The organism is Streptomyces virginiae (assembly GCF_040638905.1).
GTDB lineage: Bacteria > Actinomycetota > Actinomycetes > Streptomycetales > Streptomycetaceae > Streptomyces > Streptomyces virginiae_B.
Genome location: NZ_JBEZYV010000005.1, coordinates 26368 through 52073, shown reverse-complemented (window position 1 = coordinate 52073; position 25706 = coordinate 26368). Strand labels below are relative to the sequence as shown.

Annotated in this window: 21 protein-coding genes; 14 read left to right on the top strand and 7 right to left on the bottom strand. The window is 71.9% G+C overall.

Annotated features, from left to right (window positions below; all coding sequences use genetic code 11):
- The first annotated feature begins 15 nt into the window (after positions 1–15).
- From AB0F82_RS09880 to AB0F82_RS09870, 3 genes are read left to right on the top strand one after another with little or no spacing between them, the layout of a single operon-like run.
- A complete protein-coding gene (locus AB0F82_RS09880; RefSeq protein WP_362625402.1) occupies positions 16–1062 on the top strand; it encodes a COG1470 family protein in 1047 nt (348 codons plus the stop codon).
- Positions 1063–1067: 5 nt separating this feature from the next.
- Positions 1068–2240, top strand: a complete 1173-nt coding sequence (locus AB0F82_RS09875; protein WP_436842069.1) for a hypothetical protein — start codon at positions 1068–1070, stop codon at positions 2238–2240.
- On the top strand, positions 2237–3565 hold the full coding sequence (locus AB0F82_RS09870) for a hypothetical protein (protein WP_362625398.1): 1329 nt from the start codon (positions 2237–2239) through the stop codon (positions 3563–3565). Before AB0F82_RS09875 ends, AB0F82_RS09870 begins: the two co-directional genes overlap by 4 nt.
- Before the next feature lie 63 nt (positions 3566–3628).
- On the opposite strand, the gene AB0F82_RS09865 is transcribed toward AB0F82_RS09870, so the two are convergent.
- Positions 3629–5149, bottom strand: a complete 1521-nt coding sequence (locus tag AB0F82_RS09865; RefSeq protein WP_362625396.1) for a peptide MFS transporter — start codon at positions 5147–5149, stop codon at positions 3629–3631.
- A gap of 499 nt (positions 5150–5648) precedes the next feature.
- Between AB0F82_RS09865 and AB0F82_RS09860 the strand changes: the two genes are divergently transcribed.
- Together AB0F82_RS09860 and AB0F82_RS09855 are read left to right on the top strand one after the other, a co-directional pair.
- Positions 5649–6326, top strand: a complete 678-nt coding sequence (locus AB0F82_RS09860) for a response regulator transcription factor (protein ID WP_030961403.1) — start codon at positions 5649–5651, stop codon at positions 6324–6326.
- Between the two features lie 169 nt (positions 6327–6495).
- On the top strand, positions 6496–7761 hold the full coding sequence (locus AB0F82_RS09855; protein WP_362625394.1) for an ATP-binding protein: 1266 nt from the start codon (positions 6496–6498) through the stop codon (positions 7759–7761).
- Positions 7762–7933: 172 nt separating this feature from the next.
- On the opposite strand, the gene AB0F82_RS09850 is transcribed toward AB0F82_RS09855, so the two are convergent.
- The gene (locus AB0F82_RS09850; RefSeq protein ID WP_362625392.1) at positions 7934–8434 is read right to left on the bottom strand and encodes a GtrA family protein; all 501 of its coding nucleotides are present in this window, start codon (positions 8432–8434) and stop codon (positions 7934–7936) included.
- Positions 8435–8652: 218 nt separating this feature from the next.
- Here AB0F82_RS09850 and AB0F82_RS09845 point away from each other — a divergent pair, with 218 nt between their 5' ends.
- From AB0F82_RS09845 to AB0F82_RS09830, 4 genes are all read left to right on the top strand, one after another.
- Entirely contained in the window at positions 8653–9771 is a 1119-nt protein-coding gene (locus AB0F82_RS09845) for a 5-(carboxyamino)imidazole ribonucleotide synthase (RefSeq protein ID WP_356812538.1), read from the top strand.
- Positions 9768–10304: a 5-(carboxyamino)imidazole ribonucleotide mutase gene (gene purE / locus AB0F82_RS09840; protein ID WP_356812506.1), complete on the top strand. Its 537-nt coding sequence runs from the start codon at positions 9768–9770 to the stop codon at positions 10302–10304. The genes AB0F82_RS09845 and purE overlap by 4 nt, the downstream gene beginning before the upstream one ends.
- Positions 10301–11497, top strand: a complete 1197-nt coding sequence (locus AB0F82_RS09835; protein ID WP_356812507.1) for a dipeptidase — start codon at positions 10301–10303, stop codon at positions 11495–11497. Before purE ends, AB0F82_RS09835 begins: the two co-directional genes overlap by 4 nt.
- Positions 11498–11625: 128 nt before the next feature.
- On the top strand, positions 11626–12693 hold the full coding sequence (locus tag AB0F82_RS09830) for a membrane dipeptidase (RefSeq protein ID WP_356812508.1): 1068 nt from the start codon (positions 11626–11628) through the stop codon (positions 12691–12693).
- A gap of 93 nt (positions 12694–12786) precedes the next feature.
- On the opposite strand, the gene AB0F82_RS09825 is transcribed toward AB0F82_RS09830, so the two are convergent.
- The gene (locus AB0F82_RS09825; protein ID WP_362625389.1) at positions 12787–14130 is read right to left on the bottom strand and encodes a UDP-glucose dehydrogenase family protein; all 1344 of its coding nucleotides are present in this window, start codon (positions 14128–14130) and stop codon (positions 12787–12789) included.
- A gap of 213 nt (positions 14131–14343) precedes the next feature.
- Between AB0F82_RS09825 and AB0F82_RS09820 the strand changes: the two genes are divergently transcribed.
- The 3 genes from AB0F82_RS09820 to AB0F82_RS09810 all read left to right on the top strand — a co-directional run bounded on the left by AB0F82_RS09820 (position 14344) and on the right by AB0F82_RS09810 (position 17313).
- Complete coding sequence (locus tag AB0F82_RS09820; protein ID WP_356812510.1) at positions 14344–15516, top strand: acyl-CoA dehydrogenase family protein; 1173 nt, start codon at positions 14344–14346, stop codon at positions 15514–15516.
- Positions 15517–15577: 61 nt separating this feature from the next.
- Positions 15578–16081, top strand: coding sequence for a hypothetical protein (locus AB0F82_RS09815; RefSeq protein WP_362625387.1), 504 nt, complete (start codon positions 15578–15580; stop codon positions 16079–16081).
- Between the two features lie 149 nt (positions 16082–16230).
- Entirely contained in the window at positions 16231–17313 is a 1083-nt protein-coding gene (locus tag AB0F82_RS09810; RefSeq protein WP_362625385.1) for an NDP-sugar synthase, read from the top strand.
- A 57-nt stretch (positions 17314–17370) separates the two neighbouring features.
- Here the strand turns inward: AB0F82_RS09810 and AB0F82_RS09805 are convergent, their stop codons facing one another.
- A complete protein-coding gene (locus AB0F82_RS09805; RefSeq protein WP_356812513.1) occupies positions 17371–18666 on the bottom strand; it encodes an LCP family protein in 1296 nt (431 codons plus the stop codon).
- 106 nt (positions 18667–18772) lie between these two features.
- On the opposite strand from AB0F82_RS09805, the gene AB0F82_RS09800 reads away from it, so the two are divergent.
- The gene (locus AB0F82_RS09800; protein WP_030659854.1) at positions 18773–19309 is read left to right on the top strand and encodes an acyl-CoA thioesterase; all 537 of its coding nucleotides are present in this window, start codon (positions 18773–18775) and stop codon (positions 19307–19309) included.
- A gap of 53 nt (positions 19310–19362) precedes the next feature.
- On the opposite strand, the gene AB0F82_RS09795 is transcribed toward AB0F82_RS09800, so the two are convergent.
- Entirely contained in the window at positions 19363–20859 is a 1497-nt protein-coding gene (locus tag AB0F82_RS09795) for an LCP family protein (protein WP_436842059.1), read from the bottom strand.
- A 187-nt stretch (positions 20860–21046) separates the two neighbouring features.
- On the opposite strand from AB0F82_RS09795, the gene AB0F82_RS09790 reads away from it, so the two are divergent.
- The gene (locus AB0F82_RS09790) at positions 21047–22072 is read left to right on the top strand and encodes a glycosyltransferase family 2 protein (protein ID WP_356812514.1); all 1026 of its coding nucleotides are present in this window, start codon (positions 21047–21049) and stop codon (positions 22070–22072) included.
- Between the two features lie 73 nt (positions 22073–22145).
- Here AB0F82_RS09790 and AB0F82_RS09785 read toward each other — a convergent pair whose 3' ends face one another.
- Both AB0F82_RS09785 and AB0F82_RS09780 read right to left on the bottom strand, forming a co-directional pair.
- Positions 22146–23837 carry an LCP family protein gene (locus tag AB0F82_RS09785; protein WP_362625382.1) on the bottom strand — a complete coding sequence of 564 codons (1692 nt, stop codon included), beginning with the start codon at positions 23835–23837 and terminating at the stop codon, positions 22146–22148.
- A 61-nt stretch (positions 23838–23898) separates the two neighbouring features.
- Positions 23899–25638 (bottom strand): LCP family protein, encoded by a 1740-nt coding sequence (locus tag AB0F82_RS09780; RefSeq protein WP_362625380.1) that lies wholly within the window; start codon positions 25636–25638, stop codon positions 23899–23901.
- Between the last annotated feature and the right edge of the window lie 68 nt (positions 25639–25706).

The following is a 25706-nucleotide window of genomic DNA, read 5'->3' as shown; positions in this document are numbered from 1 at the left end:
CGGAGCGCCCCGGCCATGCCCGTGCTCCACACCCTCAGGCGCGCCGCCCGCCGCCTCCTCCTGTTCCTCCTGGTCCTGCCGGCGGCGGCCGCGCTGCACACGCTCCCCGCGGCCTGCGCCGCCGCCGACGAACCGGGCTGGACCGCCGAGCCCGCCGCCGGAACGGCCGCGGCCCGGCCCGGCGGCGCCCGCCCGTACTTCTACCTGGAGGGCGCCCCGGCCACCGTGCTGGAGGACCGCCTCGCCCTGACCAACACCACCGACCAGGAGCGCACCGTCACCCTCCGCGGGGCCGACGCGCACGACACCGCCGACGGCGCCCTCCCGGCCCGCCCGGCCGCTTCCGGCGCTCCCGGCGCTCCCGGCGGCGCCGGTTCGTGGTTCAGCTTCGGTGCCGGAGCCACCGTGAAGATCCCGCCCCGCACCCGCGCGGTGGTCCCCTTCACCGTCACCGTGCCGCCCGCGTCCCCACCCGGCGACCACCCGGCTGCCCTCATCGCCGCCGAAGCGGGCCGGGAGGTGGGCGTACGGGTCCACCTGCGGGTCAGCGGCCCCAGCCTGGCGGCCCTCACCGTCGAGGACGTCTCCGTACGGGGCCGGGGCGGGGCCGCGGTCGTCGCCTACACCCTGGTCAACCGCGGCAACGTCGCCCTCGCGCCCGAGCTGGGCATCCGCGCCGACGGCGTCCTCGGCGAGGTCACGGGCCGGGGCCCGCGCGCCGTGCCCGTCGAACTGCTCCCCGGCCGGCGGGTCGAGCTGACCGAACCCTGGCCCGGCGCCCCGGTCCTCGACCGGGTTCGCGTCACCGTCACCGTGACCGCCCCCGGCGGGGCCCGGGCCGTCGCGGGCGCCTCCGCCTGGTTCGTGCCGTGGCGGGCCGCCGGCTGGACGGGCCTCGGCCTGCTCGCCCTCGGCGGGACCGCACGGGCCGCGCTGTGCCTCGTACGCGGCCGGAGCCCGTGGCGGCGGCCGGCGGACGGCGCGGCACCGGGCGGACCGTCCGGGAAGCCCGGAGCGACGAGCCCGGCACCGGAACACGAACTGACGGGAGCCTCCAGGTGAGCGCCATGGCCGGCGGCAGGATCGACGTCAAGACCGGTGCCAGGGCCGGCGGCGGGTTGGGCGGCGGGTTCGGCGGCGGGTTGGGCGGCGCCGTCCGGGCTCTCCTGGTGGGGCTGGCGGCCTGCGCCCTCGCACTCCTGCCCGCGGTCCCGTCCGCCGCGGACGAGGGCAAAGCCACCGTGGCGCTCTCCCTCCAGGAGGCCGCCAAGGGCACCGAGCTCACCGTCACGGGCGCCGGCTGGCGGCCCAGGACCCTGGTGATGCTGCTGGTGTGCGGCCAGAACATGATCGGCGGCACCAACAGCTGCGCCAACGCCGACGGGGCGGCCGTCTCCGTCGCCGAGGACGGGCGCTTCGCGGGCCGGCTGCCGGTGGTGGCACCGCCGAAACCCTGCCCCTGCATCGTCAACGTCACCTCCGTCAACGGCGACCGGTCCACCGTCACGGCCACCCTGAAGATCACCGACCATCCGGTGGCCGAACTGCCCGCGGAATCCGGCACCGGCCGCCTCGCGATGCTCACCGGGGTCCGGCTGGAAGGGGACGACGGCGTGCTGACCTGGTTCGGCGCCCCGCCCGGCCGGAAGTTCAAGGTCACCGTCGGGAACCTCGGCACGGCCCCCGTCAAGGACCCCGTCTTCCAGCTCGGCACCGCCCACGGCGTGTTCGCCCCGCTGTGGGAGGAGGCCCGGTGGAAGGGGACCATCCCGCCCGGCGGCAAGGCGGAGGTCGCGCTCGACGTCACCCTCCCCGCGGGCGCCCACGGCGACTACACGATCTCCCTCAAGTACGGCGAGACCGTCGTGGCCACCCAGCCCTGGGGCGTGGCTCGCCCGTACGGGGTCCTGCTGTTCTGGGGCCTGCTCCTGCTGGTGATCCCGGCCGCGGTCTTCCGTACCGGCATGGCCGTCGTCGACAAGGTCCGGCCGCGCACGGCCCACGGCGCCGGACGCCACCGCGGCACACGGCCCGCCGATGCCGCGGCCGCCGTGACGGCCCGGCTGCCCGGGCTCCCCGCCGCGCGCCCGGCCGCGCCGGCCCGCGCCGAGCGGCCGGCGGATCCCCCTGAGACCTCCACGGCGGTCCTGCCGTGGTTCACCCCGGACAGCGCGCCGGAGAGAGCACCACAGACGTCCGCACCGTCTGAGAACCGTTCGACGACGAAGGGACCATCGTGAAGAACCGACGGAGGGTGAGCGCGGCCCTGGTCGCGCTGCTGCTCGGCGGCGCGGGCCTCGCCATCACGGCTCCTACCGCCCAGGCCGCCGAGGCCACGTTCAAGGTCAAGTGCGTGCCGCCGGCCGGCGGTGGCTCCCCGGTGGAGGGGGAGACCACCGCCAAGGTCACCGCGCCGGCCACGGCCAAGGTCGGCGACGAGGTGGACGTGTCCTGGGAGACGGTCAAGCCGGCCTCGAACAACACGGACCTGATGGACATCCCGGCGGACTCCGTCCAGCCCACCGGCTGGATCACCGTCGGCGGCGGGGGCGGAGAGCTGAAGGTCGTCGGGGAGAAGAAGAACCCGCCGATCCCCAAGAAGGCCCCCATGCAGATGTCCACGATGAAGGGCAAGCTGAAGCTCACCAAGGCCGGCAGGATCAGCCTCACCCCCGGCAAGTACGACGTCGCCGTCACCTTCCCCTTCGGCACCTTCGTCACCAAGTGCGCGCCGGTCGGCGAGGTCAAGGGCGGCGCCGTCATCGACGTGTCGGGCGGCTCCAGCGGCGGTACGACCACGGGCGGTACGACGACGGGCGGCACCACGACGGGCGGCAACACGACCGGCGGCACCACGACGGGCGGCACCACGACCGGCGGTTCCGCCACGGGCGGTTCCACCGCCTCGGGCGGCAGCGGCGGCGGGGGCGGCCAGACCGACTTCCCGGGCAAGGCGGTCCAGGTGACCTTCGACTGCGGCGCGGTCGTCCCTGGAGGCATCAAGACCCCGGTCACGATCAACGCCAAGAAGAACGGCGGCAGCTACGACCTCACCGTCAAGACCGCCAAGGGCGCGATGGCGGCGCCCATGGCGCTGCCCGCGGGAGCCCTCAAGCCCTCGATGGACGTGAAGCTCGGCGGCGCGGACAGCGGCACGGTCAAGGTCTCCGGACCCGCCAACGCCGAGCCGATCCCGGACAAGGCCCCGGTCAGCCTCAGCGACATGACCGGCACCTACAAGCCCGGCACGTCCGGGAAGGTGACGCTCAGCCCGGACCAGCTGACGATCGACGTCACGATGGCGCCCGGCTCCACGCCGATCAACGTCCCCTGCAAGGCGACGAGCAGCGGCGTCTCGCTGGAACTGGACACCACCGCCCAGCCGGGCGGCTCCGGCTCCTCGACCGGCACCACCGGCAGCACCACCTCGGGCGGCCTCGCCGAGACCGGCGCGGAGGACGAGGGCGGCATCAAGGCCCTCGCCCTCGTCGCCGGCACGGTGATCCTGCTCGGCGGCGCGGTGTTCACCTTCACCCCGTGGCGCCGTCTGCGCGGCACCCGCTGACACGGAGACGGCCCGGCACACCTTGCGGTGTGCCGGGCCGTCTCTCCGCCGGAGCGGGACGGGTCAGTTCATGCCGCCCATCAGCGCGTTGACCTTCTTGCGGTACATGAAGATCGCGACACCGGCGAGCACGGCGGCGAACGCCTGGAAGAGGATCACGCCGACACCGTTCAGCTGGACATCGGCCAGGCCGAGCAGACCGGTGACGCAGTCACCGGCGGTGACGGCCAGGAACCAGACGCCCATCATCTGGGAGCCGTACTTCTGCGGCGCCATCTTCGTGGTGACCGACAGGCCCACCGGGGAGAGGCACAGCTCGGCGAGCGTGTGCATCAGGAAGATGAGCACCAGCCACCACATGGTGACCTTGGTGTCGTTGCCGGCGGTCTGGCCCAGCGGGATGGCGAAGACGAAGAACGAGGCGCCCACGATGACCAGGGCCGCCGAGAACTTCACGATGGTGCTGGGCTCGCGGTTGCGGCGGGCCAGCGCCACCCACGCGGCGGCGAAGACCGGGGCCAGGGCCACCACGAAGAGCGGGTTGAGCGACTGGAAGATGGTGGTCGGGACTTCCCAGCCGAGCAGGCTGCGCTCGGAGTTCTTGTCACCGAACAGCGAGAGGGTCGAACCGCCCTGGTCGTAGATCATCCAGAAGACGGCGGCGGCCACGAAGAACCAGATGTAGGCGCTCATCCGGGTCTGCTCGCCGGCGGTGAGGTCCTTGTCCCGCTTGATACGGGTGAGGACGGCGACCGGAATGATCAGACCGGCGATCGTGATCGGGTACAGCGCCCACTTGATGGTGAACATGTCCGCAGCGACCACGGCGCCGTAGAAGACGGCGACGACGGCCAGGACGGCGAGGGCCTTGGTGATCACGGCCTTGCGCTCGGCGGCGCTCAGCGGGTTCGGGACCAGGCTGCTCTTCGGGCTCAGGGTGCGGCCGGCGAGAAGGAAGACGGCCAGGCCGATGCCCATGCCGACGGCGGCGAGCGCGAAGCCGAGGTGCCAGTTCACGAGCTCGCCGACCATGCCGATGCCGACCGGGGCGAGGAGGGCACCCACGTTGATGCCGATGTAGAAGATCGTGAAGCCACTGTCACGGCGCGGGTCGTCCGCGTCCTTGTACAGGTGGCCGACCATCGTGGAGATGTTGGCCTTCAGCAGACCGGAGCCCACCGCGACCAGCAGCAGACCCATGAAGAAGGCGAGCTGGCCGGGGACGGCCAGCGCCACGTGACCCGCCATGATGACGAAGCTGGCGATGGCGACCGTCTTGCGGGCGCCCCACACGCGGTCGCCGAACCAGCCGCCGGGCATGGCCATCAGGTAGACCATGGCCACGTAGACGGAGTAGATCGCCGTCGCCGTCGCCGCGGTGAAGCCGAGGCCACCGCCCTGGCTCCCGGTCGCGGCGTCGACGCCGCCGGAGACCAAGTACAGAACGAGAAGCGCACGCATGCCGTAGTAGGAGAAGCGCTCCCACATCTCGGTCATGAACAGCGTGGCCAGGCCGATCGGGTGGCCGAGGACGGTCTTCTCGTGAGCGGGGCTCGGTGAGGCCGTCGTCAGGCTGGAAGCCATGGTCGATCCTTGCTTGCTCGGGACGCTTCGGCCTCGTGAGCCCATCCGCGCCCGGTGGGGGGTGGCCGGCACCGGCGGTCGGACCTCCCACCCCACGCCTGGGGGTCTCGCCCCCGTCGTACCGGGAGTGAAGGGACATCCGTAACCGGGATCCGCGCCCACCCGCGCATCATCACGCGAGGGGCCCGGCCAACAGGTCATCCACTGTCGCCAAGGCCGGCCGGGTCAGTCCTCGACAAGGCTGCCCGTCCGGTTCCGGACAGAAATAGAGACCTATGCGCTGTTTTTCGGCACAAAGGTCCCTGAGGTATTGCATCAGGCGTCTCGCCACCATACGACACGACACTGTGGCATATGAAAGGACTTGAGAGATGGATCACAAGGCGAGTCGGGAACCGTTCGACCATATTCGAAGGCGCTCAGTGGTCCATAAAGCCAGATCGGAAGGGGTCTGCGGGCAGGCCTCTCGATGCAGTCGCCTCGGACTACCATCACCCACATGACGCGTGTACTGCTCGCCGAGGACGACGCATCCATCTCGGAGCCCCTGGCCCGCGCCCTGCGCCGGGAGGGGTACGAGGTCGAGGTCCGGGAGGACGGCCCCACCGCCCTGGACGCGGGACTCCAGGGCGGCGTCGACCTCGTCGTCCTGGACCTGGGCCTTCCGGGCATGGACGGACTCGAAGTGGCCCGCCGGCTGCGCGCCGAGGGCCACGGCTTCCCGATCCTGGTCCTCACCGCCCGCGCCGACGAGGTCGACACGGTCGTCGGCCTGGACGCGGGCGCCGACGACTACGTGACCAAGCCCTTCCGCCTCGCCGAACTCCTGGCCCGGGTCCGGGCCCTGCTCCGGCGCGGCGCCACCGAGGCCGCCCAGCCCCCCGCCACCCACGGCGTCCGGATCGACGTCGAGTCGCACCGCGCCTGGATGGGCGAGGAGGAGCTCCAGCTCACCGCCAAGGAGTTCGACCTGCTGCGCGTCCTGGTGCGCGACGCGGGCCGGGTCGTCACCCGCGACCAGCTCATGCGCGAGGTCTGGGACACCACCTGGTGGTCCTCCACCAAGACCCTCGACATGCACATCTCCTGGCTGCGCAAGAAGCTGGGCGACGACGCCGCCAACCCCCGCTACATCGCCACCGTCCGAGGCGTCGGCTTCCGCTTCGAGAAGAGCTGACCTCCAGGGCCTTCCTTCCGGGTCAGGCCGGGCTCGCGCGCTCCGGTGCGCCCGCCGCGTCGGCGCCGGCCGCCAACGCTCCGCGTCGTCTCCCTCCTCCGCCTTGCGATCGAGCGCACCGGACCCCGCCCCCTGATCCGGCCCGACCCCGGAAGAAAGGCCCTGGCCCATGCGCCGCCGCCTCATCCAGTCCACGCTCGCCGTGGTGCTCGTGGTGATCGCCGTCTTCGGGGTCTCCCTCGTCATCGTGGAGACCCGGACCATCACCAGCAGCGCCCAGGACCGGGTCGAGTCCGAGGCGCTGCGCCTGGTGAGCGTCGTCGAGGCGAACGTCCTGGAGAAGAAGCCGACCGACCCCGTCGCCCTCGCCGAACAGCTCGACGCCGGCCACTACGCCCGGATCACGATCCCCGGGCAGCCGACCGTCGAGGTCGGCGCGTCGATCCCCGACAGCGTCGTACGCGGCACCGCCCGCGGCGAGCAGGGCGAGACCGTCGTCGTGGAGGAGGCCCGCTCCACCGTCACCAGGGAGGTCGTACGGACCCTGGCCGTGGTCGGAGCGGTGGCCCTGCTGGCCGTCGTGGCGGCCGTGTTGCTCGCCGTACGGCAGGCGAACCGGCTGGCCTCCCCGCTCACCGACCTCGCCGAGACCGCCGAGCGGCTCGGCTCGGGCGACCCGCGGCCCCGGCACAAGCGGTACGGGGTTCCCGAGCTGGACCGGGTCGCCGACGTGCTGGACTCCAGCGCCGAACGGATCGGCCGGATGCTCACCGCCGAGCGGCGCCTCGCCGCCGACGCCTCCCACCAGCTGCGCACCCCGCTCACGGCGCTGTCGATGCGCCTGGAGGAGATCACGGTCACCGACGACCTGGAGACCGTACGGGAAGAGGCGACGATCGCCCTGACCCAGGTGGAGCGGCTCACGGACGTGGTGCAGCGGCTGCTCACGAACTCGCGGGACCCCCGTACGGGCTCCGCCGTCCCCTTCGACCTCGACGAGGTCGTCAAGCAGCAGGTGGAGGAGTGGCGGCCGGCCTACCGCAGCGCCGGCCGGGCCATCGTGCGCTCCGGGAAGCAGGGCGTACGGGCCGTCGGCACCCCCGGCGCGGTCTCCCAGGTGCTGGCCACCCTCGTGGAGAACGCCCTGATGCACGGCGGCGGCACCGTCGCCCTGCGCACCAGGGTGATCGGCAACCAGGCGGTGCTGGAGGTCACGGACGAGGGGCCGGGCGTCCCGCCGGACCTCGGCAACCGGATCTTCGAGCGGGCCATCAGCGGCCGGAACTCGACCGGGATCGGCCTCGCGGTCGCCCGGGACCTCGCGGAGGCGGACGGTGGCCGTCTGGAGCTGCTGCAGACGCAGCCCCCGGTGTTCGCGCTGTTCCTGAGCCGCACGGCCCCGCAGCCGGCCGAGCCGGAGAAGACCGTCCGCTAGAGGGACCCCTAAGGGCTGTCCCGTAATCCCCGGTGGATCAGCGCGCGGCGTCAGACGCGGTGCATCGCAAGGCGGAGGAGCGTGCTGATACTGGGCGTATCCGGGCGTTCCGACAACGCGACGAGGTGCCGTGGCTGTCGTCGTGCGCCCGCCGGGGATTACGGGACAGCCCTTAGTTGTTCGCCGGTTCCGGCTCCGGCCCCGGCACCGGCTCGGCGGCCACGGGCGGGGCGACCGGCGGCAGGGCCTTGAAGACCCAGGTCCGGTACGACCAGAAGCGGAAGACGGTGGCCGTGCCGATGCCGATGAACTTGAAGACGTTGCTCGCGAGCGGCCCGTCCCAGCCGAAGCCGTAGGTCGCGGTGTAGAGCACGCCGTTCTCGATGACCAGGCCGATCACGCTGAAGCCGGCGAAGAGGGCCATCTCGCGGGTGCGGCCGCTCTGGGCGCGGTCCCGGTAGGCGAAGTAGCGGAAGCCGAGGTAGTTCGTGGCGATGGCCACGATCGTGGCCATCACGCTCGCACGGACCACCTGCAGATCGGTGGTGCTGCGGATCAGGTTGAAGACCCCCAGGTTGACCAGGACACCCAGGCCGCCGACCGCCCCGAACTTGGCGACCTCTCGCACGAGGCCGCGTACGCGTTCGAGGACAGATCCGCCCTGCGTGCTCATCAGTAGGCCAGTCCTGTCGGTCACCGCCCCCTCACGGGGCGTTCGGTGTTCTCCGTCAACCCACCCATGCTAAGTCTCCCCCCAGTACTCCGTCTGTGCCTTCCGGCGCCCTGCGACGCACGGCACACCGGGGGTCCGGCCCCACACCTCCCAGGGTCAGGTCCGGATGGCCGAATACCGGCGGATACCCTGGAGGAGTGACGTTCCCGGTAGTCGGCATGGTCGGCGGCGGTCAGCTCGCCCGCATGACCCACGAGGCGGGTATCCCCCTCGGCATCAGATTCAAGCTCCTCAGTGACACACCACAGGACTCGGCGGCCCAGGTCGTGAGCGATGTCGTCATCGGCGACTATCGCGACCTGGAGACCCTGCGCGCCTTCGCGCGCGGCTGTGACGTGATCACCTTCGACCACGAGCATGTACCCACCGAGCACCTGCGGGCCCTGGAAGCGGACGGCATCCCCGTCCGCCCGGGGCCCGACGCTTTGGTACACGCCCAGGACAAGGGGGTGATGCGCGCCAAGCTCGACGAGATCGGCGCGCCCAGCCCCCGCCACCGGATCGTGAGCGATCCGGACGACGTGACCGCCTTCGCGGACGAGGTGGGCGGGTTCCCCGTCATCCTCAAGACCGTGCGCGGCGGCTACGACGGCAAGGGGGTGTGGTTCGTCCGCACCCCGCAGGACGCCGAGGCCCCGTTCAAGGCGGGCGTCCCGGTCCTCGCCGAGGAGAAGGTGGACTTCGTCCGCGAACTCGCGGCGAACATCGTGCGCTCCCCGCACGGGCAGGCGGTCGCCTATCCCGTCGTCGAGTCCCGCCAGGTGGACGGGGTCTGCGACACGGTGATCGCTCCCGCCCCGAACCTCTCCGAGGAGCTGGCCGGCGAGGCCCAGACCCTCGCCCTGCGCATCGCGCAGGAACTCGGCGTGACCGGCCACCTGGCCGTGGAGCTGTTCGAGACCACCGACGGCCGGATCCTGGTCAACGAACTGGCGATGCGCCCGCACAACAGCGGTCACTGGACCCAGGACGGGGCCGTGACCTCCCAGTTCGCCAACCACGTGCGCGCGGTCTTGGACCTCCCGCTGGGCGACCCGCGCCCCCGCGCCAAGTGGACGGTCATGGCGAACGTGCTGGGCGGGGACTACCCCGACATGTACGCGGCCTACCTGCACTGCATGGCCCACGACCCCCAGCTGAAGATCCACATGTACGGCAAGGACGTGAAACAAGGTCGCAAGGTCGGCCACGTCAACACCTACGGCGACGACCTGGACGATGTGCTGGAGCGCGCACGCCACGCTGCCGACTACCTCAGAGGAACGGTCACGCAATGAGCACCACCGCCGCAGGTCCTGTCATCGGCATCGTCATGGGGTCCGATTCGGACTGGCCCGTGATGGAGGCCGCCGCCCAGGCCCTCGACGAGTTCGAGATCCCCTACGAGGTCGACGTCGTCTCCGCCCACCGGATGCCGCGCGAGATGATCGAGTACGGGGAGCGGGCCGCCGGCCGCGGCCTGAAGGCGATCATCGCGGGCGCGGGCGGAGCCGCCCACCTGCCCGGCATGCTCGCCTCGGTCACCCCGCTGCCGGTCATCGGCGTGCCCGTGCCGCTGAAGTACCTCGACGGCATGGACTCCCTGCTGTCGATCGTCCAGATGCCGGCGGGGGTTCCCGTCGCCACCGTCTCGGTCGCCGGGGCGCGCAACGCCGGCCTGCTGGCCGTACGGATGCTGGCCGCCCACGACACGGAGCTGCTGGCCCGGATGCGCGACTTCCAGCAGGAGCTGAACGACCAGGCCACGGAGAAGGGCAAGCGGCTGCGCACCAAGGTCGCGAACGCGGAGTCCTTCGGGTTCGGCAAGTGAGTGCGGCGCAGCGTCTGGCGGAGGCGCGCGAGCTGCTGGCCGAGCACCCCGTCGCGGACGGTCACAACGACCTGCCCTGGGCGCTGCGCCAGCAGGTGCGCTACGACCTGGCGCGACGGGACATCGCGGGCGACCAGTCCGCCCATCTGCACACCGACATCCCCCGGCTGCGCGCCGGGGGTGTCGGGGCGCAGTTCTGGTCCGTGTACGTGCGCTCGGACTACGCGGGCGACGAGGCGGTCAGTGCCACCCTGGAGCAGATCGACGCCGTCGGACAGCTGATCGACCGCTACCCCGGCGACCTCGTGCGGGCACTGACGGCGGACGACATGGAGGAGGCCCGCGCCACCGGCCGGATCGCCTCGCTGATGGGCGCCGAGGGCGGCCACTCCATCAACAACTCGCTCGCCACGCTGCGTGCCCTGCACCGGCTGGGCGTGCGGTACATGACGCTCACGCACAACGACAACATCGACTGGGCGGACTCGGCGACCGACGAGCCCCGGCACGGCGGCCTGACCGGCTTCGGCCGCGAGGTCGTCCGCGAGATGAACCGGGTCGGCATGCTGGTGGACCTCTCGCACGTCGCCGCGACGACGATGCGGGACGCCCTCGCCGTCTCGGTCGCGCCGGTGGTCTTCTCGCACTCCTCGGCGCGGGCGGTCTGCGACCACCCGCGCAACATCCCCGACGACGTGCTGGCGCTGCTGCCCGCCAACGGCGGCGTAGCGATGGCCACCTTCGTACCGAAGTTCATCCTTCCGGCGGCCGTCGAATGGACCCTGGCCGCGGACGAGAACCTGCGGGCGCACGGCTTCCACCACCTCGACACCACCCCCGAGGCGATGGCCCTGCACCGGGCGTTCGAGGAGGCACGCCCCCGGCCGGTGGCCACCGCCGCCACGGTGGCCGACCACCTGGACCACATGCGGGAGGTGGCCGGGGTCGACCACATCGGCATCGGCGGCGACTACGACGGCACGGCCTTCACCCCGTCCGGGCTGGACGACGTGGCCGGCTACCCGAACCTGGTCGCGGAACTCCTGGCCCGCGGCTGGTCCAGGGCCGACCTGGCGAAGCTGACCTGGTCGAACGCGGTACGCGCGCTGCGCGACGCCGAAGCGGTGGCGCGCGAGGTGTCGGCGACCCGGGGCCCGTCGAACGCGGTGATCGAGGTCCTGCCGGGCCGATGAGCCGGTGGGCGTGGTGACCGGTTGTGACCCGCGGGTCACCCGAACGCCACACCTGCCGGGCGTCCGCGCCGCCCCACGTGGCACGGTGGCTGCATCTCCATGCTGCCGCCGAGACCGGAGCGAATGCCATGGCCGACCTGCAGGACGAACCCCACTCCGTGGGCATCGGGGCCGAGGACCTCCCGGCCCCCGCCGGAGCCGAGACGACGGCGAGCGTCCTCGACAGGGCCGCCGCGCTGCTGTCCGTCCACCCTGTTGCCGACGGGTGCAACACCCTGGTCTGGACCCTGCGCCAGAACCCGTACCACGACATCGACACCCCCGAGGCGGGCGTCGACACCGACATCCCGCGCCTGCGCGCCGGCGGGGTGGGGGCCCAGTTCTGGTCCCTGCTCGTGCCGCCGCAGGGCCGGCCGGGCCCGGACGAGGCCGATGACCGGGTGGTCTCCGACACCCTGGAACAGATCGACGCCGCGCTGACCCTGGTGCGCCGCTACCCCGACAGCCTCCGCCTCGCGCTCAGCGCCGACGACATGGCGGACGCCCGCAACCGCGGCCGGATCGCCTCGTTCCTCGGTCCCGTGCCGGGCCGCGCGCTGGCCGGTTCCCTGGGCGCGCTGCGCGCCTTCCACGCACTGGGCGTACGGATCCTCGCGCCCGCGGGAGCGCCCTGGGCACAGGAGACGCTGACGGCCTTCGGCCACGAGGTGGTGCACGAGGCGAACCGGCTGGCGATCCTCCTGGACCTCTCGGGCTGCGGACCGGCGGCCGCCTGCCGGCTCGCGGGCGCCTCGAAGGCCCCGGTGATCATCTCGAACACGGCGGCCGCCGCGCTGAACCCGCATCCGGAGAACGTGCCCGACGAGGTGCTCCTCGCCGTGCGCGAGGCGAACGGCCTGGTGATGGTCACCTTCGACAGCGCGCGCACCGGGGACTCCCTGCACGCGGTGGCGGACCACCTGGACCACGTACGGGCGGTCGCGGGCCCGGAGGGCGTCGGACTCGGCGCGGCCTTCGGCACCGAGCCACCGGTCATGCGCCCGACCGGCCTGACCGACCCGTCGGGCTACCCGCGGCTGATCGCGGAACTCCTGGACCGCGGCTGGCCCGAATCCGATGTCGCCCTGCTGACCTGGGGCAACGCCCAGCGCGTGATCCGCGACGCGGAATTCACCGCCCGCCGCAACCCCCGCTGACCCGCCGGCCCGGCCCAGCCCCGCCGGCGTGCGAGGCGCGGGGCCGGGGCGGAGCCCCGGGTCCTTCCGGACGGCCGGTCAACCCCGCAGGGGTCAGGCCCGGGGCCGCCCCATCGCCCGGTACGTCCAGCCGGCGGCACGCCACCGCACCGGATCCAGTGCGTTGCGGCCGTCCAGCACGAGCCGGTCGGTCACGACGGAGGCGAGCGCCGCCGGGTCGAGGTCGCGGAACTCGCGCCACTCGGTGAGGTGGAGGACCACCTCCGCGCCGCGGGCCGCCGCGAGCGCGGAGTCCGCGTACCCGAGGGTCGGGAAGACCTGCCGGGCGTTGTCCATGCCCTTGGGGTCGTAGACGGTGACCTGGCCGCCCTGCAGGTGGATCTGACCGGCCACGTTCAGCGCGGGGGAGTCGCGGACGTCGTCCGAGTCCGGCTTGAAGGTGGCGCCGAGCACGGCGACCCGCTTGCCGAGGAAGGACCCGCCCACGGCCTCGCGGGCCAGCTCGACCATGTGACCGCGCCGCCGCATGTTGATGGAGTCGACCTCGCGCAGGAACGTCAGCGCCTGGTCCGCGCCCAGCTCGCCGGCGCGCGCCATGAAGGCCCGGATGTCCTTCGGCAGGCAGCCGCCGCCGAAGCCGATGCCGGCCCGCAGGAACTTCGCGCCGATCCGCTCGTCGTAGCCGATGGCCTCCGCCAGCTTGACCACGTCACCGCCGGCGGCCTCGCACACCTCCGCCATCGCGTTGATGAAGGAGATCTTGGTGGCGAGGAAGGAGTTGGCGGCGGTCTTGACGAGCTCGGAGGTCGGGAAGTCCGTGACGACCAGCGGGGACCCCTCGGACATGGGGGTCTCGTACACCTCGCGCAGCAGCTTCTCGCCGCGCTCGCCCTGGACGCCGATCACGATCCGGTCGGGGTGCAGGGTGTCCTGCACCGCGAAGCCCTCCCGCAGGAACTCCGGGTTCCAGGCCAGCTCCACGTCCCCGCCCGCCGGGGCCAGCTCCGCCAGCTTCTCCGCCAGCCGCTGCGCCGAGCCCACCGGCACCGTGGACTTGCCGACGACCAGCACCGGCCGCGTCAGGTGCGGGGCCAGCGAGGACATCGCGGCGTCGACGTAGGACATGTCGCAGGCGTACTCGCCGTGCTTCTGCGGGGTGTTCACGCAGACGAAGTGGACGTCGCCGAAGGCGCCGACCTCCTCGTAGGAGGTCGTGAACCGCAGCCGCCCGGTCGAGCCCGGCAGCCCGGCCACGTGCTTGGCCAGCAGCTCCTCCAGCCCGGGCTCGTACATCGGCACCCGGCCCGCGGCCAGCATCTCGATCTTCTCCGGCACGACGTCCAGGCCGAGCACCTCGAAGCCCAGCTCGGCCATCGCCGCGGCGTGGGTCGCGCCGAGGTAGCCGGTGCCGATCACAGTGATCCTGAGGGGGGCCATGGGTGCTCCAGAGGTGCGGGGCCGTTTGCGGCCACTGAGCATAGTCGGGCCGATCGGCGGGGACGGTCTCCAGGAGCGCCCCGGCAGCACCGTCTCTGTCACGCAGCTCACGTGGCTCGTCCATATCGCCATCCGTGACCGGGACACTAAGCTTGGGTTACTTAACGGTAGTTAGCATCACGTATCGCGTGTCACCCTGGGGAGTGAGAGATCTTGGCGGGTTCTGCCGACTTCGACCTGTACCGCCCGGCCGAGGAGCACGACATGCTCCGCGAGTCGGTCCGCTCGCTCGCCGAGGCGAAGATCCTGCCGTTCGCAGCCGCCGTCGACGAGGAGTCCCGCTTCCCGCAGGAGGCCCTCGACGCGCTGGTCGCCAACGACCTGCACGCCGTGCACGTGCCCGAGACGTACGGCGGCGCGGGCGCCGACGCCCTGGCCACCGTGATCGTGATCGAGGAAGTGGCCCGCGTCTGCGCCTCCTCCTCCCTGATCCCGGCCGTGAACAAGCTCGGCTCCCTCCCGGTGATCCTCTCCGGCTCCGAGGAGCTCAAGGCCAAGTACCTCGGCCCGCTCGCCAAGGGCGACGCGATGTTCTCCTACGCGCTCTCCGAGCCGGACGCGGGCTCCGACGCCGCCGGCATGAAGACCCGCGCCGTGCGCGACGGCGACTTCTGGGTGCTCAACGGCGTCAAGCGCTGGATCACCAACGCGGGCGTCTCCGAGTACTACACGGTCATGGCCGTCACCGACCCGGAGAAGCGCTCCAAGGGCATCAGCGCCTTCGTCGTCGAGAAGGGCGACGAGGGCGTGTCCTTCGGGGCCCCGGAGAAGAAGCTCGGCATCAAGGGCTCCCCGACCCGCGAGGTCTACCTCGACAACGTGCGGATCCCCGCCGACCGCATGATCGGCGCCGAGGGCACCGGCTTCGCCACCGCGATGAAGACCCTCGACCACACCCGCATCACGATCGCCGCCCAGGCGCTCGGCATCGCGCAGGGCGCCCTGGACTACGCCAAGGGCTACGTCCAGGAGCGCAAGCAGTTCGGCAAGCCGATCGGCGACTTCCAGGGCGTGCAGTTCATGCTCGCGGACATGGCCATGAAGATCGAGGCCGCCCGCCAGCTGACGTACGCGGCCGCCGCCAAGTCCGAGCGCGTCTCCGCCGGAGGCGACAAGGAGGACCTGACCTTCTTCGGCGCCGCAGCCAAGTGCTTCGCCTCCGACGTGGCCATGGAGGTCACCACGGACGCCGTCCAGCTCCTCGGCGGCTACGGCTACACCCGTGACTACCCGGTGGAGCGCATGATGCGCGACGCCAAGATCACGCAGATCTACGAGGGCACGAACCAGGTCCAGCGGATCGTCATGGCCCGCAACCTGCCGTAGCCGCAAGGCTCCGGCCCGCGCGATCCAGGACGACCCCCGGCCGCGGCCGGGGGTCGTCCCGGTGGCATCCCCTGGCCCCGGCTCCGCCGTGGGACGCATGGCGGCCCTGGTCCACGTGGCCGGGCACCACGGCTTCGAGTACGCGCAGCCGATCGGGACCGGGCACAAGAAGACGCTCGTCCTGATCCGGATGTACCGGAAGGGGTCCCTGCAGCCCCTGCCCGGCGCGCGGGACGCGGTCGCCCGGACCAAGGACCGGATCATGTTCGACGTCCTGTCCTCCCACGCCGCGGACAAGCTCCGCAAGATGCCGGGCCACGGCATGTGCGCGGTCCTGGCCCTCGTCCTGCTCGCCTCCGGCAAACCGCTCGTCGCGCTCGTCGGCGGCGGGATGCTCGCGGCGTTCCTGACCGGCGCGTTCAAGTGGGGCGAGATCCGCCGACAGCAGATCACCGCCCGGCTCACCGGCGCCGCCTTCGTGCCGGTACGGGACGGTTCGGGTCGGCAGGGCTTCCTGCGGCCCGGACCGCAACTACCCGGCCACGCCGAGCCGTTCGCCGCCTGAAGCGCGAACACCCGGTCAATGCATGACATACCGACCGCCGCGCCCGCACGGTGCGCGCGCCGGTCGACACATCCGGCACGGGCCTTGGGGCGCCCCCGGATGGGCTAAATTTGGACCTTCGTACGCCGTAATCGGTTGGGGAGAACGCAATGACGGAAGCGATCCTGCTGGTCGGCGGACAGGGGACGCGGCTGCGTCCCGTGACGGTGAACACGCCCAAGCCCATGGTGCCCACGGCCGGCGTCCCGTTCCTCGCCCACCAGATAGCCAGGGCCGCCGCCGCCGGCGTCACGCACATCGTCATGGCGACGTGCTACCTCGCCGAGGTCTTCGAGCCCTACTTCGGTGACGGTTCCGACTTCGGCCTCACCCTGGAGTACGTGGTCGAGGACGAGCCCCTCGGCACGGGCGGCGCCATCCGCAACGCCGGGCAGCGCCTGACCGGCGGCCCCGACTCCTCCGTCCTCGTCTTCAACGGCGACATCCTCACCGGCCTGGACATCGCCGGCCTCGTCGAGGCCCACGAGGCGGCCGACGCCGACGTCTCCCTGCACCTGGTGCGGGTCGAGGACCCGCGCGCCTTCGGCCTCGTCCCCACCGACCCCGACGGGCGGGTGCTCGCCTTCACCGAGAAGCCGCAGACGCCCGAAGAGATCATCACCGACCAGATCAACGCCGGCTGCTACGTCTTCCGCCGCAGCGTCATCGACTCCATCCCCGCCGGCCGCCCCGTCTCCGTCGAGCGCGAGACCTTCCCCGGCCTGCTCGCCTCCGGGGCCACGCTCCACGGAGTCACCGAGAACACCTACTGGATGGACCTCGGCAAGCCCGAGTCCATCATCCAGGCCTCCGCCGACCTCGTCCGCGGGGTCGTCCCCTCCCCGGCCGTACCCGGCCGCCGCGGCGAGTCCCTGGTACTGCCGGGCGCGCAGGTCGCCGCCGGAGCCAAGCTGTCGGGCGGCACCGTCGTGGGCGCCGGCGCACGCGTCGGGGCCGGAGCGGTCGTCCAGGGCTCCATCGTGCTCGACGGCGCCGTCATCGGCCCCGACGCCCAGATCAACGCCAGCCTCATCGGCGCCCGCGCCGCCGTGGGCGCGCGGACCGTGCTGGACGGGACCGTCGTCGGCGACGGCGCCGTCGTGGGCGCCGACAACGAACTGCGGGCCGGCGCCCGGGTGTGGTGCGAGGCGCAGCTGCCCGCCGCCGCCATCCGCTTCTCCCCGGACGCCTGATCCCGGTCCGGGGAGGGGAGCGCGTACGGCCGGGGCGCGAGAGGCCCCGGCGGTACGTCAGTTGCCGCGGACGGTGACCTTCTCGTCGTTCTGGATCTGCTTCACCAGCTGCTGCACCTTCGCCTTGTCCCAGACGAGGTTGCCGCCGCGCTGCCCGGAGATCGGCATGTTCATCGACACGCCGTCACCACCGTTGACCCCCTTCATCGCGAAGAACATCTGGCCCATGTCGTACAGGCCCATGTCCTTGTCCACGATGAGGGTGTCCAGGCCCGCACCCAGCATCGGGTAGAGCGCGAACGGGTTGAGGATCGTCGACGGCGTCGCGGCCTGGTTGGCGAGCGCCGACAGGAACTTCTGCTGGTTCTTCGTCCGCTGGAGGTCCGACTCGGCGAAGGCGTAGCGGGTCCGTACGAAGGCCAGCGACTGCTCGCCGTTCAGCGTCTGCCTGCCCGCCTTGAAGTCGGCGCCCGACTTCTCGTCCTTGAAGCCCTCCTCGATGTCGAGCTCCACACCGCCCAGCGCGTCCACGATGTTCGCGAAGCCGGCGAAGCCGATCTCCGCGTAGTGGTCGATGCGCAAGCCCGTGTTGTGCTCCACCGTGCGCACCAGCAGCTCGGGGCCGTCCTCCGCGTACGCCGCGTTGAGCTTGACCCGCCGCCCCTGTGCGGGGAACTTCTTGCCGGACTGGGAGCCGACGAAGGAGGGGATCTCCACGTCCGAGTCGCGCGGCAGCGAGATCATGGTGTTCCCGCTGGAGCACTTCGCCAGGATCATCATCGAGTCGGTCCGCTTGCCCTCGGCCGAGCCCGTGTGGAGCTTCTTCTTCTCCTCGTCCGACATGCCCTCACGGCTGTCCGAGCCCACGATCAGGTACGTCGTGCAGTCGCCCTCCTTCGGCCGTTCGACGACCTTGGAGAGGTCCACCTCGCGGCGCACCTTGGAGTCGGCCCAGAAGTAGGTGGAGACGGACGTCACAAGCAGCGCGGAGACCAGCACGATCGAGCCGACCTTGATGCGCTTGCGCCAGTCCGGGGCCGGGCCGGACGCCCGCCCGGGGCCGCCGGGGCCCGACGGCCCGCCGGGACCGCCCGGCCGGCCCGGGACACCGCCGGAGGGCGAGCCGTACACCTGGCCGGTGTTGTAGCCGCTGTCGTAACCGCCGTACGTGTCGTGGCCGCCCGCCTGCTGCGGAGGGACGCCGGGTGCGGGCACGGGCCCGGCCGGGCGCTGCGGCCGCGGCGGCTGCTGGGGCTGCCGCTGGATGTGCCGCATCCGCTGCACACCTTCGGGCTGCGGACGCGCGCTGCCGCGTCCGTAGGCGTCGTCACGACCTTCTGGCCAGTCATTCATGCGCCCAAGGATGCCTGCCGGGGCGGCGCCTGCGACAGCCCGGGGGAGGTTCCGTACCTGTGCTGTTGCAGAGCTGATGCCTGCGCGATCCATCTAAGGTGTCCGTATGACACAGATACCGGGCGAGCTGCCCGGGAAGCCGACCGCCGCCTCCCGGACGACCCTCAGCCACATCATGACCGCCAACGACACCAACCTCCTGGGCACGGTGCACGGTGGCGTCATCATGAAGCTGGTCGACGACGCCGCCGGCGCCGTGGCGGGCCGTCACTCCGGCGGTCCGGCCGTCACCGCCTCCATGGACGAGATGGCCTTCCTCGCACCCGTGCGCGTGGGCGACCTCGTCCACGTGAAGGCCCAGTGCAACTGGACCGGCCGCTCCTCCATGGAGATCGGCGTACGCGTCCTCGCCGAGCGGTGGAACGAGTCCACCCCCGCCACCCAGGTCGGCAGCGCCTACCTCGTCTTCGCGGCCGTGGACGCCGACGGCAAGCCCCGCCAGGTCCCGCCCGTGCTCCCCGAGACGGAGCAGGACGAGCGGCGCTACCAGGAGGCCCAGATCCGCCGCACCCACCGGCTCGCCCGCCGCCAGGCCATCATGGCCCTGCGCGAGGAGCGCGCCGCCCAGGGCTTCGACGACTGAGACGGCGCCCGCGCGGGGCCGCCCGTACGGCTCGGGAGAGCCGGCACGGGCCCTCAGTTGCCGCAGACCACCTGGTCGCCGCCGACGACACCGAAGGCGCCCGGGTACGGGTCCTCCGCGCGCACCGGCACCACCTTGCGGTAGTCGGCGCCGGCGATCACCGTGACCGTCCGGCCCTGCCCCGCGACCGCCCGCAGCTCACTGCCGGGCAGCGCGGTCGCCACCGACCGCGCCGAGCGGTCCCAGCGCGGGTCGTACGTGATCACCGTGCGCTTGACGTCGCGGCCGGCGCCGTTGCCCGGGGTCCCCGTGGTGTCGAAACCGGTGGCGCGCAGTGCGCTGTCCACGCGCCCGCCCAGCCCGTCGATCCGCGTCCCGTTCTCCACCTGGACCCGGACCTGCGGCGGCGGCACGTCCACGGGCACCGCCGCGGGCCGGCCGGCGGCATCCTTCCCCGGCCGCGCCGGGGCCAGCGGCCGGTCCTCGCGCAGCGCCTCGAAGAGCTTGGCCGCCTTCGGCTCGTCCCACTTCACGGTGGACCCGATGCCCTTCACCCGGAAGGAGGGGCTGCCGATGGGCACCGAGGCGAACTCGGAGGAGGAGGGGGTGAAGTCCCGCATCGCCTGCCCGAGCGCCAGCATCTGCTCCGAGCCGAAGCCCTTGTCGGCGCGGACCGAGCCCAGCAGGGTGGAACTGAGCTCCTTGAACTTGACGGGATTCAGCAGCACCCCGCCGCCGGTCGCCTGTTTGATCAGGGCTGCGACGAACCGCTGCTGGCGCTGCATCCGGCCGAGGTCGGAGGCGCCGTCGACGTGGCGCGAGCGTACGTACTGCAGGGCCTGGCCGCCGGTCAGCCGGTGGGTGCCGGGCAGCAGGTCGAGGCCGGTGTTGGGGTCGCGCATGGTCTTGGCGGTGCAGATCTCCACCCCGCCCATGGCGTCGACCGTCTTCATGAAGCTGGTGAAGTCGACCTCCAGGTAGTGGTCGATCTTCACCCGGGTCATGTTCTCGACCGTCCGCACGGTGAGGTTGGGCCCGCCCTCCGCGTACGCCGCGTTCAGGCGCACCGGGTGGGCCTTGTGCGCCTTGCCGGTGACCTGGTCGCGGTGAGCGGGCACCTCGGCGTAGCTGTCGCGGGGCAGGCTGACGACGCTCGCCCGCTCCTTGTCCGCCGACAGGTGCACCAGCATGATCGTGTCCGTGCAGTGGCACGGCGCCCCGCCCAGGCGGTACTCGCGCTTGTCCTCGGGGCTGATCTTGTCCCGGCCGTCGGTGCCCACGAGCAGGAAGTTGACGCCGTGTCCGGCCTGCGGGCGGTTCTTCATGTCCTTGAACGGGTCCACCCGCTCGATCCCGGTGTCCAGACCGGTCATCACGGCGTGCCCGACGGCCCCGGATCCCAGCACCGCCACGGACAGCCCGGCCGCCAGCCGCACCCCCCACCGGGGCCGGCCCTCCCGGCGCCGGGACCGACCGCCGGCACCGCCGCGCCGTGCGCGCGGCGGCTCGGGCGGCCGGGCGGGACGGGTGGGTCGGTGCGGCTGGGGCACGGCGGACACCTCCGCGGGGCAGCAGGGATACCGGTCACGGCCGGGCCGGGTCCTGAGTACTCAGCCCGCTGATTCGACAGAACAGTAGGCCCATACGATCAGCAGCTGTCCCTACCGATCACTCGGCGCGCACCCGGTTCCCCCGTACGCGGTAACGTGACACCGATACCCGACCTTGAAGGACCACATGCCCGCCCAGCAGCCCGCAGTCTCGGTGATCATGCCGGTGCTCAATGAGGAGCACTACCTCCGCGAGTCCGTCCGCCACATCCTGGAACAGGAGTATGCGGGCGAGATGGAGGTGGTGATCGCACTCGGGCCGTCCACGGACCGCACCGACGAGATCGCCGCCGAACTCGTCGCCGAGGATCCCCGAGTCCACACCGTCCCGAATCCCACCGGCCGGACCCCGGCGGCGCTCAACGCCGCCATCAAGGCCTCGCGTCACCCGATCGTGGTACGCGTCGACGGCCACGGCATGCTCTCCCCGAACTACATCGCCACCGCCGTCCGCCTCCTGGAGGAGACCGGTGCGCAGAACGTCGGCGGGATCATGCACGCCGAAGGCGAGAACGCCTGGGAAGAGGCCGTCGCCGCCGCGATGACCTCGAAGATCGGCGTCGGCAACGCCCCCTTCCACACCGGCGGCCAGGCCGGCCCGGCCGAGACCGTCTACCTCGGCGTCTTCCGCCGTGAGGCGCTGGAACGGCAGGGCGGCTACAACGAGGAGTTCATCCGCGCCCAGGACTGGGAGCTGAACTTCCGCATCCGCGAAGCCGGCGGGCTGATCTGGTTCTCGCCCGAGCTGCGGGTCCAGTACCGACCGCGACGCTCCGTCAAGGCCCTGGCCAAGCAGTACAAGGACTACGGCCGGTGGCGGCACGTGGTGGCCCGCTACCACTCGGGCTCCATCAACATGCGCTACCTGGCCCCGCCGACCCTGGTCTGCGCGATCGCCGCGGGCGTGGTCGTGGGCGTGACCGTCAGCCCGTTCGGCTTCGCCGTCCCGGCCGGCTACCTCGCGGCGATCGCCGCGGGCTCCGTCCCGGCGGGCAAGGGGCTGCCGCTGAAGGCCCGGGCGCAGATCCCCGTCGCCCTGGCGACCATGCACCTGTCCTGGGGCTTCGGCTTCCTGACCAGCCCGCGCGCCCTGGCGGACAAGCTCATCGCGAGCCGCCGCCCGGCCGTGCTGCCCGGCGTCCCGCAGGCCTGAGAGGTACGAAGGGGCCCGGCGCGGGAGCTGCGTACGAACGCAGCTCCCGCGCCGGGCCCCTCTCGTGTGCGTGCTACCAGGTGAAGCCGGGCTGGATCGGCATGCAGGCCTGGTCGTTGTCGCCGTTGAGCGCGTGGGCGGAGTCCGGCGCCTTGGTCGGGGCGGGCGCCGGCGCGGCCGGCGTGCCGCCGGAGCGCCAGTCCTTGCCGACGAACACGACGATTCCGGCGACCTGGTCGGACTTCTGCACCGAGGCGGCGGGCAGGCCGAGGGCGGTGGCCACGGCGGCCGCGTCGGCCGCCTGCGTGTCGGTGGCGTAGCGGATCACCGAGGTGTCCTCCGCGCCCGTCTGGGTGTCGGCGACGACCTTGGTGAAGCCCTTGCCGGTCAGCAGGGCCGCGACCTCGCTCGCCCGACCCTTGACCTTGGCCTCGGTGCCGTCCTTGCCGCCCGTGGAGTTGCGGACGGTCACGGCGATCTTCGCGGGCGGCGCGGCCGTGGCCGCCGCGGTGGCGGCGGCGCTGGGCTGCTGCGGGGGCGCGGACGGGGCGGCGGGGGACGCGGAGGCGTCCGGGGAGCCCGAGCCCTGGCCGTCCAGGGCGATGTCCTCGCGGACCATCCGGAAGAGGTCCTCGGCCTCGCCCGCCTTGGGCTCGACCCGCCCGTCCAGGCCGGGCCTGGTGCTGTAGACCCACGGCATGGTGGTCATGGTGATGCGGCCCGGCGGGACCTTCTTGAGCTCCATGCTGAGGTCGAACAGCTTGTCGATCTTGTTCAGGCCGGTGTCCACGACCATGGCCTCGATCGCCGCCTGTGCCAGGCTGTTGAGCTTGACCGGGTTGCTGAGCTTGGCGTTCCTGCGGAACTCGCGGGCCATCGAGTTCATGTACTGGTGCTGGGCGTGGGTGCGGCCGATGTCGGTGCCGTCCTCGAAGCCGTAGCGGGTGCGCAGCCACTGCAGGGCCGTCTCGCCCTGGATGACGCTCGTGCCCTTCGGCAGCTTCAGGCCGGAGCCCTTGCCGTCGCGCGTACGGGAGTGCACGTTCTGCTCGACGCAGACCGGGACGCCGCCGATGGCGTCCGCCATCCGTACCACGCCCTTGAAGTCGATCATCATGAAGTGATCGATGGGGATCTTCGTCAGCTCGGTCCACGCGGCGACCGTGCAGCCCGGTCCGCCCCGCTGGATCGACTCGTTCGTCTGGACGAGCCCCTTGCTGGCGGGGTGCACCTTGCCGCCGGGCTCGGTGCACTTGGGCATCGTCAGCATCGTGTCGCGCGGCATGGAGATCACGGACATGTTGCTGCGGTCGGCGGACAGGTGCAGCAGCATCTGGACGTCCGCGAGCGGGGGCCCGTCGAAGCTGTCCGTGGCCCCGCCGAGGGCCTGGTTCTCCGCGTCGTCGCGCGCGTCGGAGCCGATGAGCAGGATGTTCAGCGGGGTCTGCCCGAAGGCGTTGGGCTTGGAACCGCCCAGTTTGTTCTCACCGAGGTTCAGCGCGTCCGTCTGGATGCTGCCGTTGAGGTGCCGGTAGTAGAGGTAGCCGGCCGCCGCCGTCCCGAGTATGAGGAGGGACAGGACGGAGGAGACCCAGCGCAGCACGCGCCGGCGCCCCTGTCTGGTGGGACGGGCGCCGTCCCGGCGGCCCGACCCGGAGCCGCCCCTCTGTGGGGGCACCGTGCCGGGCGCGCTCGCCCCGACGCCGGATATGTCCCCGTCGGCCTGGGCGCCCGCCCCCTCCTCCCGCACGTCGCTGTGCCTCACGCGTATCCCCCTCAAGGTCCTTCTTGGTCGACATTGCGCCGGTCCGACCGGCAACGTCCCGCTACTTGGCGCAGATCGCCTTGTCGGCCTGTGCCTGCTGGACGTCCTTGGGCAGTTCCTGCGGAACCGGCGGCGCCAGCGGGGTGCCCGGCTTCTGGAAGTCCGGGCCCAGCGTCAGCTTCATCGGGGTCTTCGCCGCCGCGTCCGTCGTCCCCATCTTCAGCGCGGTGGCGGGCAGGCCCATGGCGTCCGCGAGCGCCCGGGCCTGGTCGGCCTGGTTGGGCGCGTACTCCAGCTGCGTGGCACCGACCTTCGCCGGGGCGTTGCCCTGGTTGCTGGTCTTGGACATCCCCTTGGTGTCCTGCAGCCACTTCAGCGTGGTGGAGGCGGATCCCGAGGGCCCGCCGCCGTTGTAGACGCTCACCCGTACGTCCCCGGCGGGCGCCCGGTTGCCCTGGAGCAGGGCGTCCTGCTTGGCCTTCGTGTCCGCGTCGGCCGCCTCCTGTGCGGCCTGCTCCTTCTTTTCGACCTCCGTCAGCGAGACGTCCCCCCGGATCATCTGCAACAGCGGGTCGGCCAGAGAATGTTCGACGACGACGGTCGCCTTCTTGCCCTCCGGTTCGGCCGGATTGTCCTTCACGGGCAGGGTGGTGAAGGTGATGTTCTTCGTGTCGATGTTCTTCAACTCGCCGGCCAAGTCGGTGAGTTTGGCGATGGAGCCGATCCCCGAGTCCACGCTCAGCGACTTGGTGGCCGCCTCCGCGAGGGACAGGAACTTCTTGGGGCTGGTCAGCGTCTCCTGCGACTTCATCTGGCGCATCATCGAACCCAGGAACTGCTGCTGGATCCTGATCCGGTCGAGGTCGCTGTTGTTGCCGAAACCGTGCCGGGTGCGTACGAAGGCGAGGGCCTGCTCACCCGACAGCCTGTGTTCGCCGGGGCCCAGCTTGAGCTGCGAGCCGTCCTCGTCGTTCACGGCCTTGTCCAGGCAGACCGGTACTCCGCCGACCGCCGTGCTCAGCGTCTTGACGGCGTTGAAGTCGGCCATCATGAAGTGGTCGACCTCGATCCCGGTGAGTTCCTTGACCGTGCGCATGGTGCAGCCCGCGTCGCGGCCCTCCTGGCCCAGGCTGGTGTTGAAGCGGGTGCCCTTCACGGGCGCGATGGTCTTCGTCGAACCGTCCGGCTGCTTCGTCGGGCAGGCCGGGATGTTGGTGATCAGGTCGCGGGGGATGGACAGCGCGGTCGCGTTCGTCCGGTCCTTCGAGACGTGGAAGAGGATCGTGGTGTCGGCGTGGCCGACGCTGTCCTTGTCCCCGTAGCCCTCGTTGCCCTCACCGCTGCGCTTGTCGGTGCCGATGACGAGGATGTTGATGGGCTGGTCCTTCTTGAAGCCGCCCGTGCCCGCGCCCGCGACGTCGGTGACGCTGAGGTTGCCGTTCAGGTGGTCGTAGTAGAGGTACGCCGCCGTGGCGCCGCCGACCAGCAGGAGCGCCAGCGTCCCGCTGGTGATCAGCAGAGCCTTCTTGCGGCGTCCGCCACCGCCGCCGCCCTTGCGCGAGCGGCCGCCCCTGCGGCCCCCGGGCGGGGCGTCGCCGCGGCGCGGCCCGGGTACGCCGGGGGAGGGGGCGGTGGGGGCTGCGGGGGCCGCCGCCGCCGACCTGCGAGGCGCGGCGACCCTGGGCCGCTGCTGCGCAGTGGAGTCACCCAGTTGCAGTTCGTAATTGCCTGTGCGGGGGTTGAGCACCCACTGGTCGGCGGGGTCGATCTCGTCCGCCCGTCCACGGCTCTGCGCATCCACGGTTGCTCGAATCCTCCGTCGGTGCCTCGCGACGCGCCTCCCCCAGGCGCTCGGTCAACGATCCGGCT

Bases quoted from the DNA above. Each gene is read 5' to 3' on its own strand.
- AB0F82_RS09845 (WP_356812538.1), top strand. From the start codon at position 8,653: ATGGTCGGCGGCGGTCAGCTCGCCCGCATGACCCACGAGGCGGGTATC.
- purE (WP_356812506.1), top strand. From the start codon at position 9,768: ATGAGCACCACCGCCGCAGGTCCTGTCATCGGCATCGTCATGGGGTCC.
- AB0F82_RS09830 (WP_356812508.1), top strand. From the start codon at position 11,626: ATGGCCGACCTGCAGGACGAACCCCACTCCGTGGGCATCGGGGCCGAG.
- AB0F82_RS09790 (WP_356812514.1), top strand. From the start codon at position 21,047: ATGCCCGCCCAGCAGCCCGCAGTCTCGGTGATCATGCCGGTGCTCAAT.
- AB0F82_RS09825 (WP_362625389.1), bottom strand. From the start codon at position 14,130: ATGGCCCCCCTCAGGATCACTGTGATCGGCACCGGCTACCTCGGCGCG.
- AB0F82_RS09850 (WP_362625392.1), bottom strand. From the start codon at position 8,434: ATGAGCACGCAGGGCGGATCTGTCCTCGAACGCGTACGCGGCCTCGTG.
- AB0F82_RS09855 (WP_362625394.1), top strand. From the start codon at position 6,496: ATGCGCCGCCGCCTCATCCAGTCCACGCTCGCCGTGGTGCTCGTGGTG.
- AB0F82_RS09875 (WP_436842069.1), top strand. From the start codon at position 1,068: ATGGCCGGCGGCAGGATCGACGTCAAGACCGGTGCCAGGGCCGGCGGC.
- AB0F82_RS09860 (WP_030961403.1), top strand. From the start codon at position 5,649: ATGACGCGTGTACTGCTCGCCGAGGACGACGCATCCATCTCGGAGCCC.
- AB0F82_RS09810 (WP_362625385.1), top strand. From the start codon at position 16,231: ATGACGGAAGCGATCCTGCTGGTCGGCGGACAGGGGACGCGGCTGCGT.
- AB0F82_RS09880 (WP_362625402.1), top strand. From the start codon at position 16: ATGCCCGTGCTCCACACCCTCAGGCGCGCCGCCCGCCGCCTCCTCCTG.
- AB0F82_RS09865 (WP_362625396.1), bottom strand. From the start codon at position 5,149: ATGGCTTCCAGCCTGACGACGGCCTCACCGAGCCCCGCTCACGAGAAG.
- AB0F82_RS09800 (WP_030659854.1), top strand. From the start codon at position 18,773: ATGACACAGATACCGGGCGAGCTGCCCGGGAAGCCGACCGCCGCCTCC.
- AB0F82_RS09805 (WP_356812513.1), bottom strand. From the start codon at position 18,666: ATGAATGACTGGCCAGAAGGTCGTGACGACGCCTACGGACGCGGCAGC.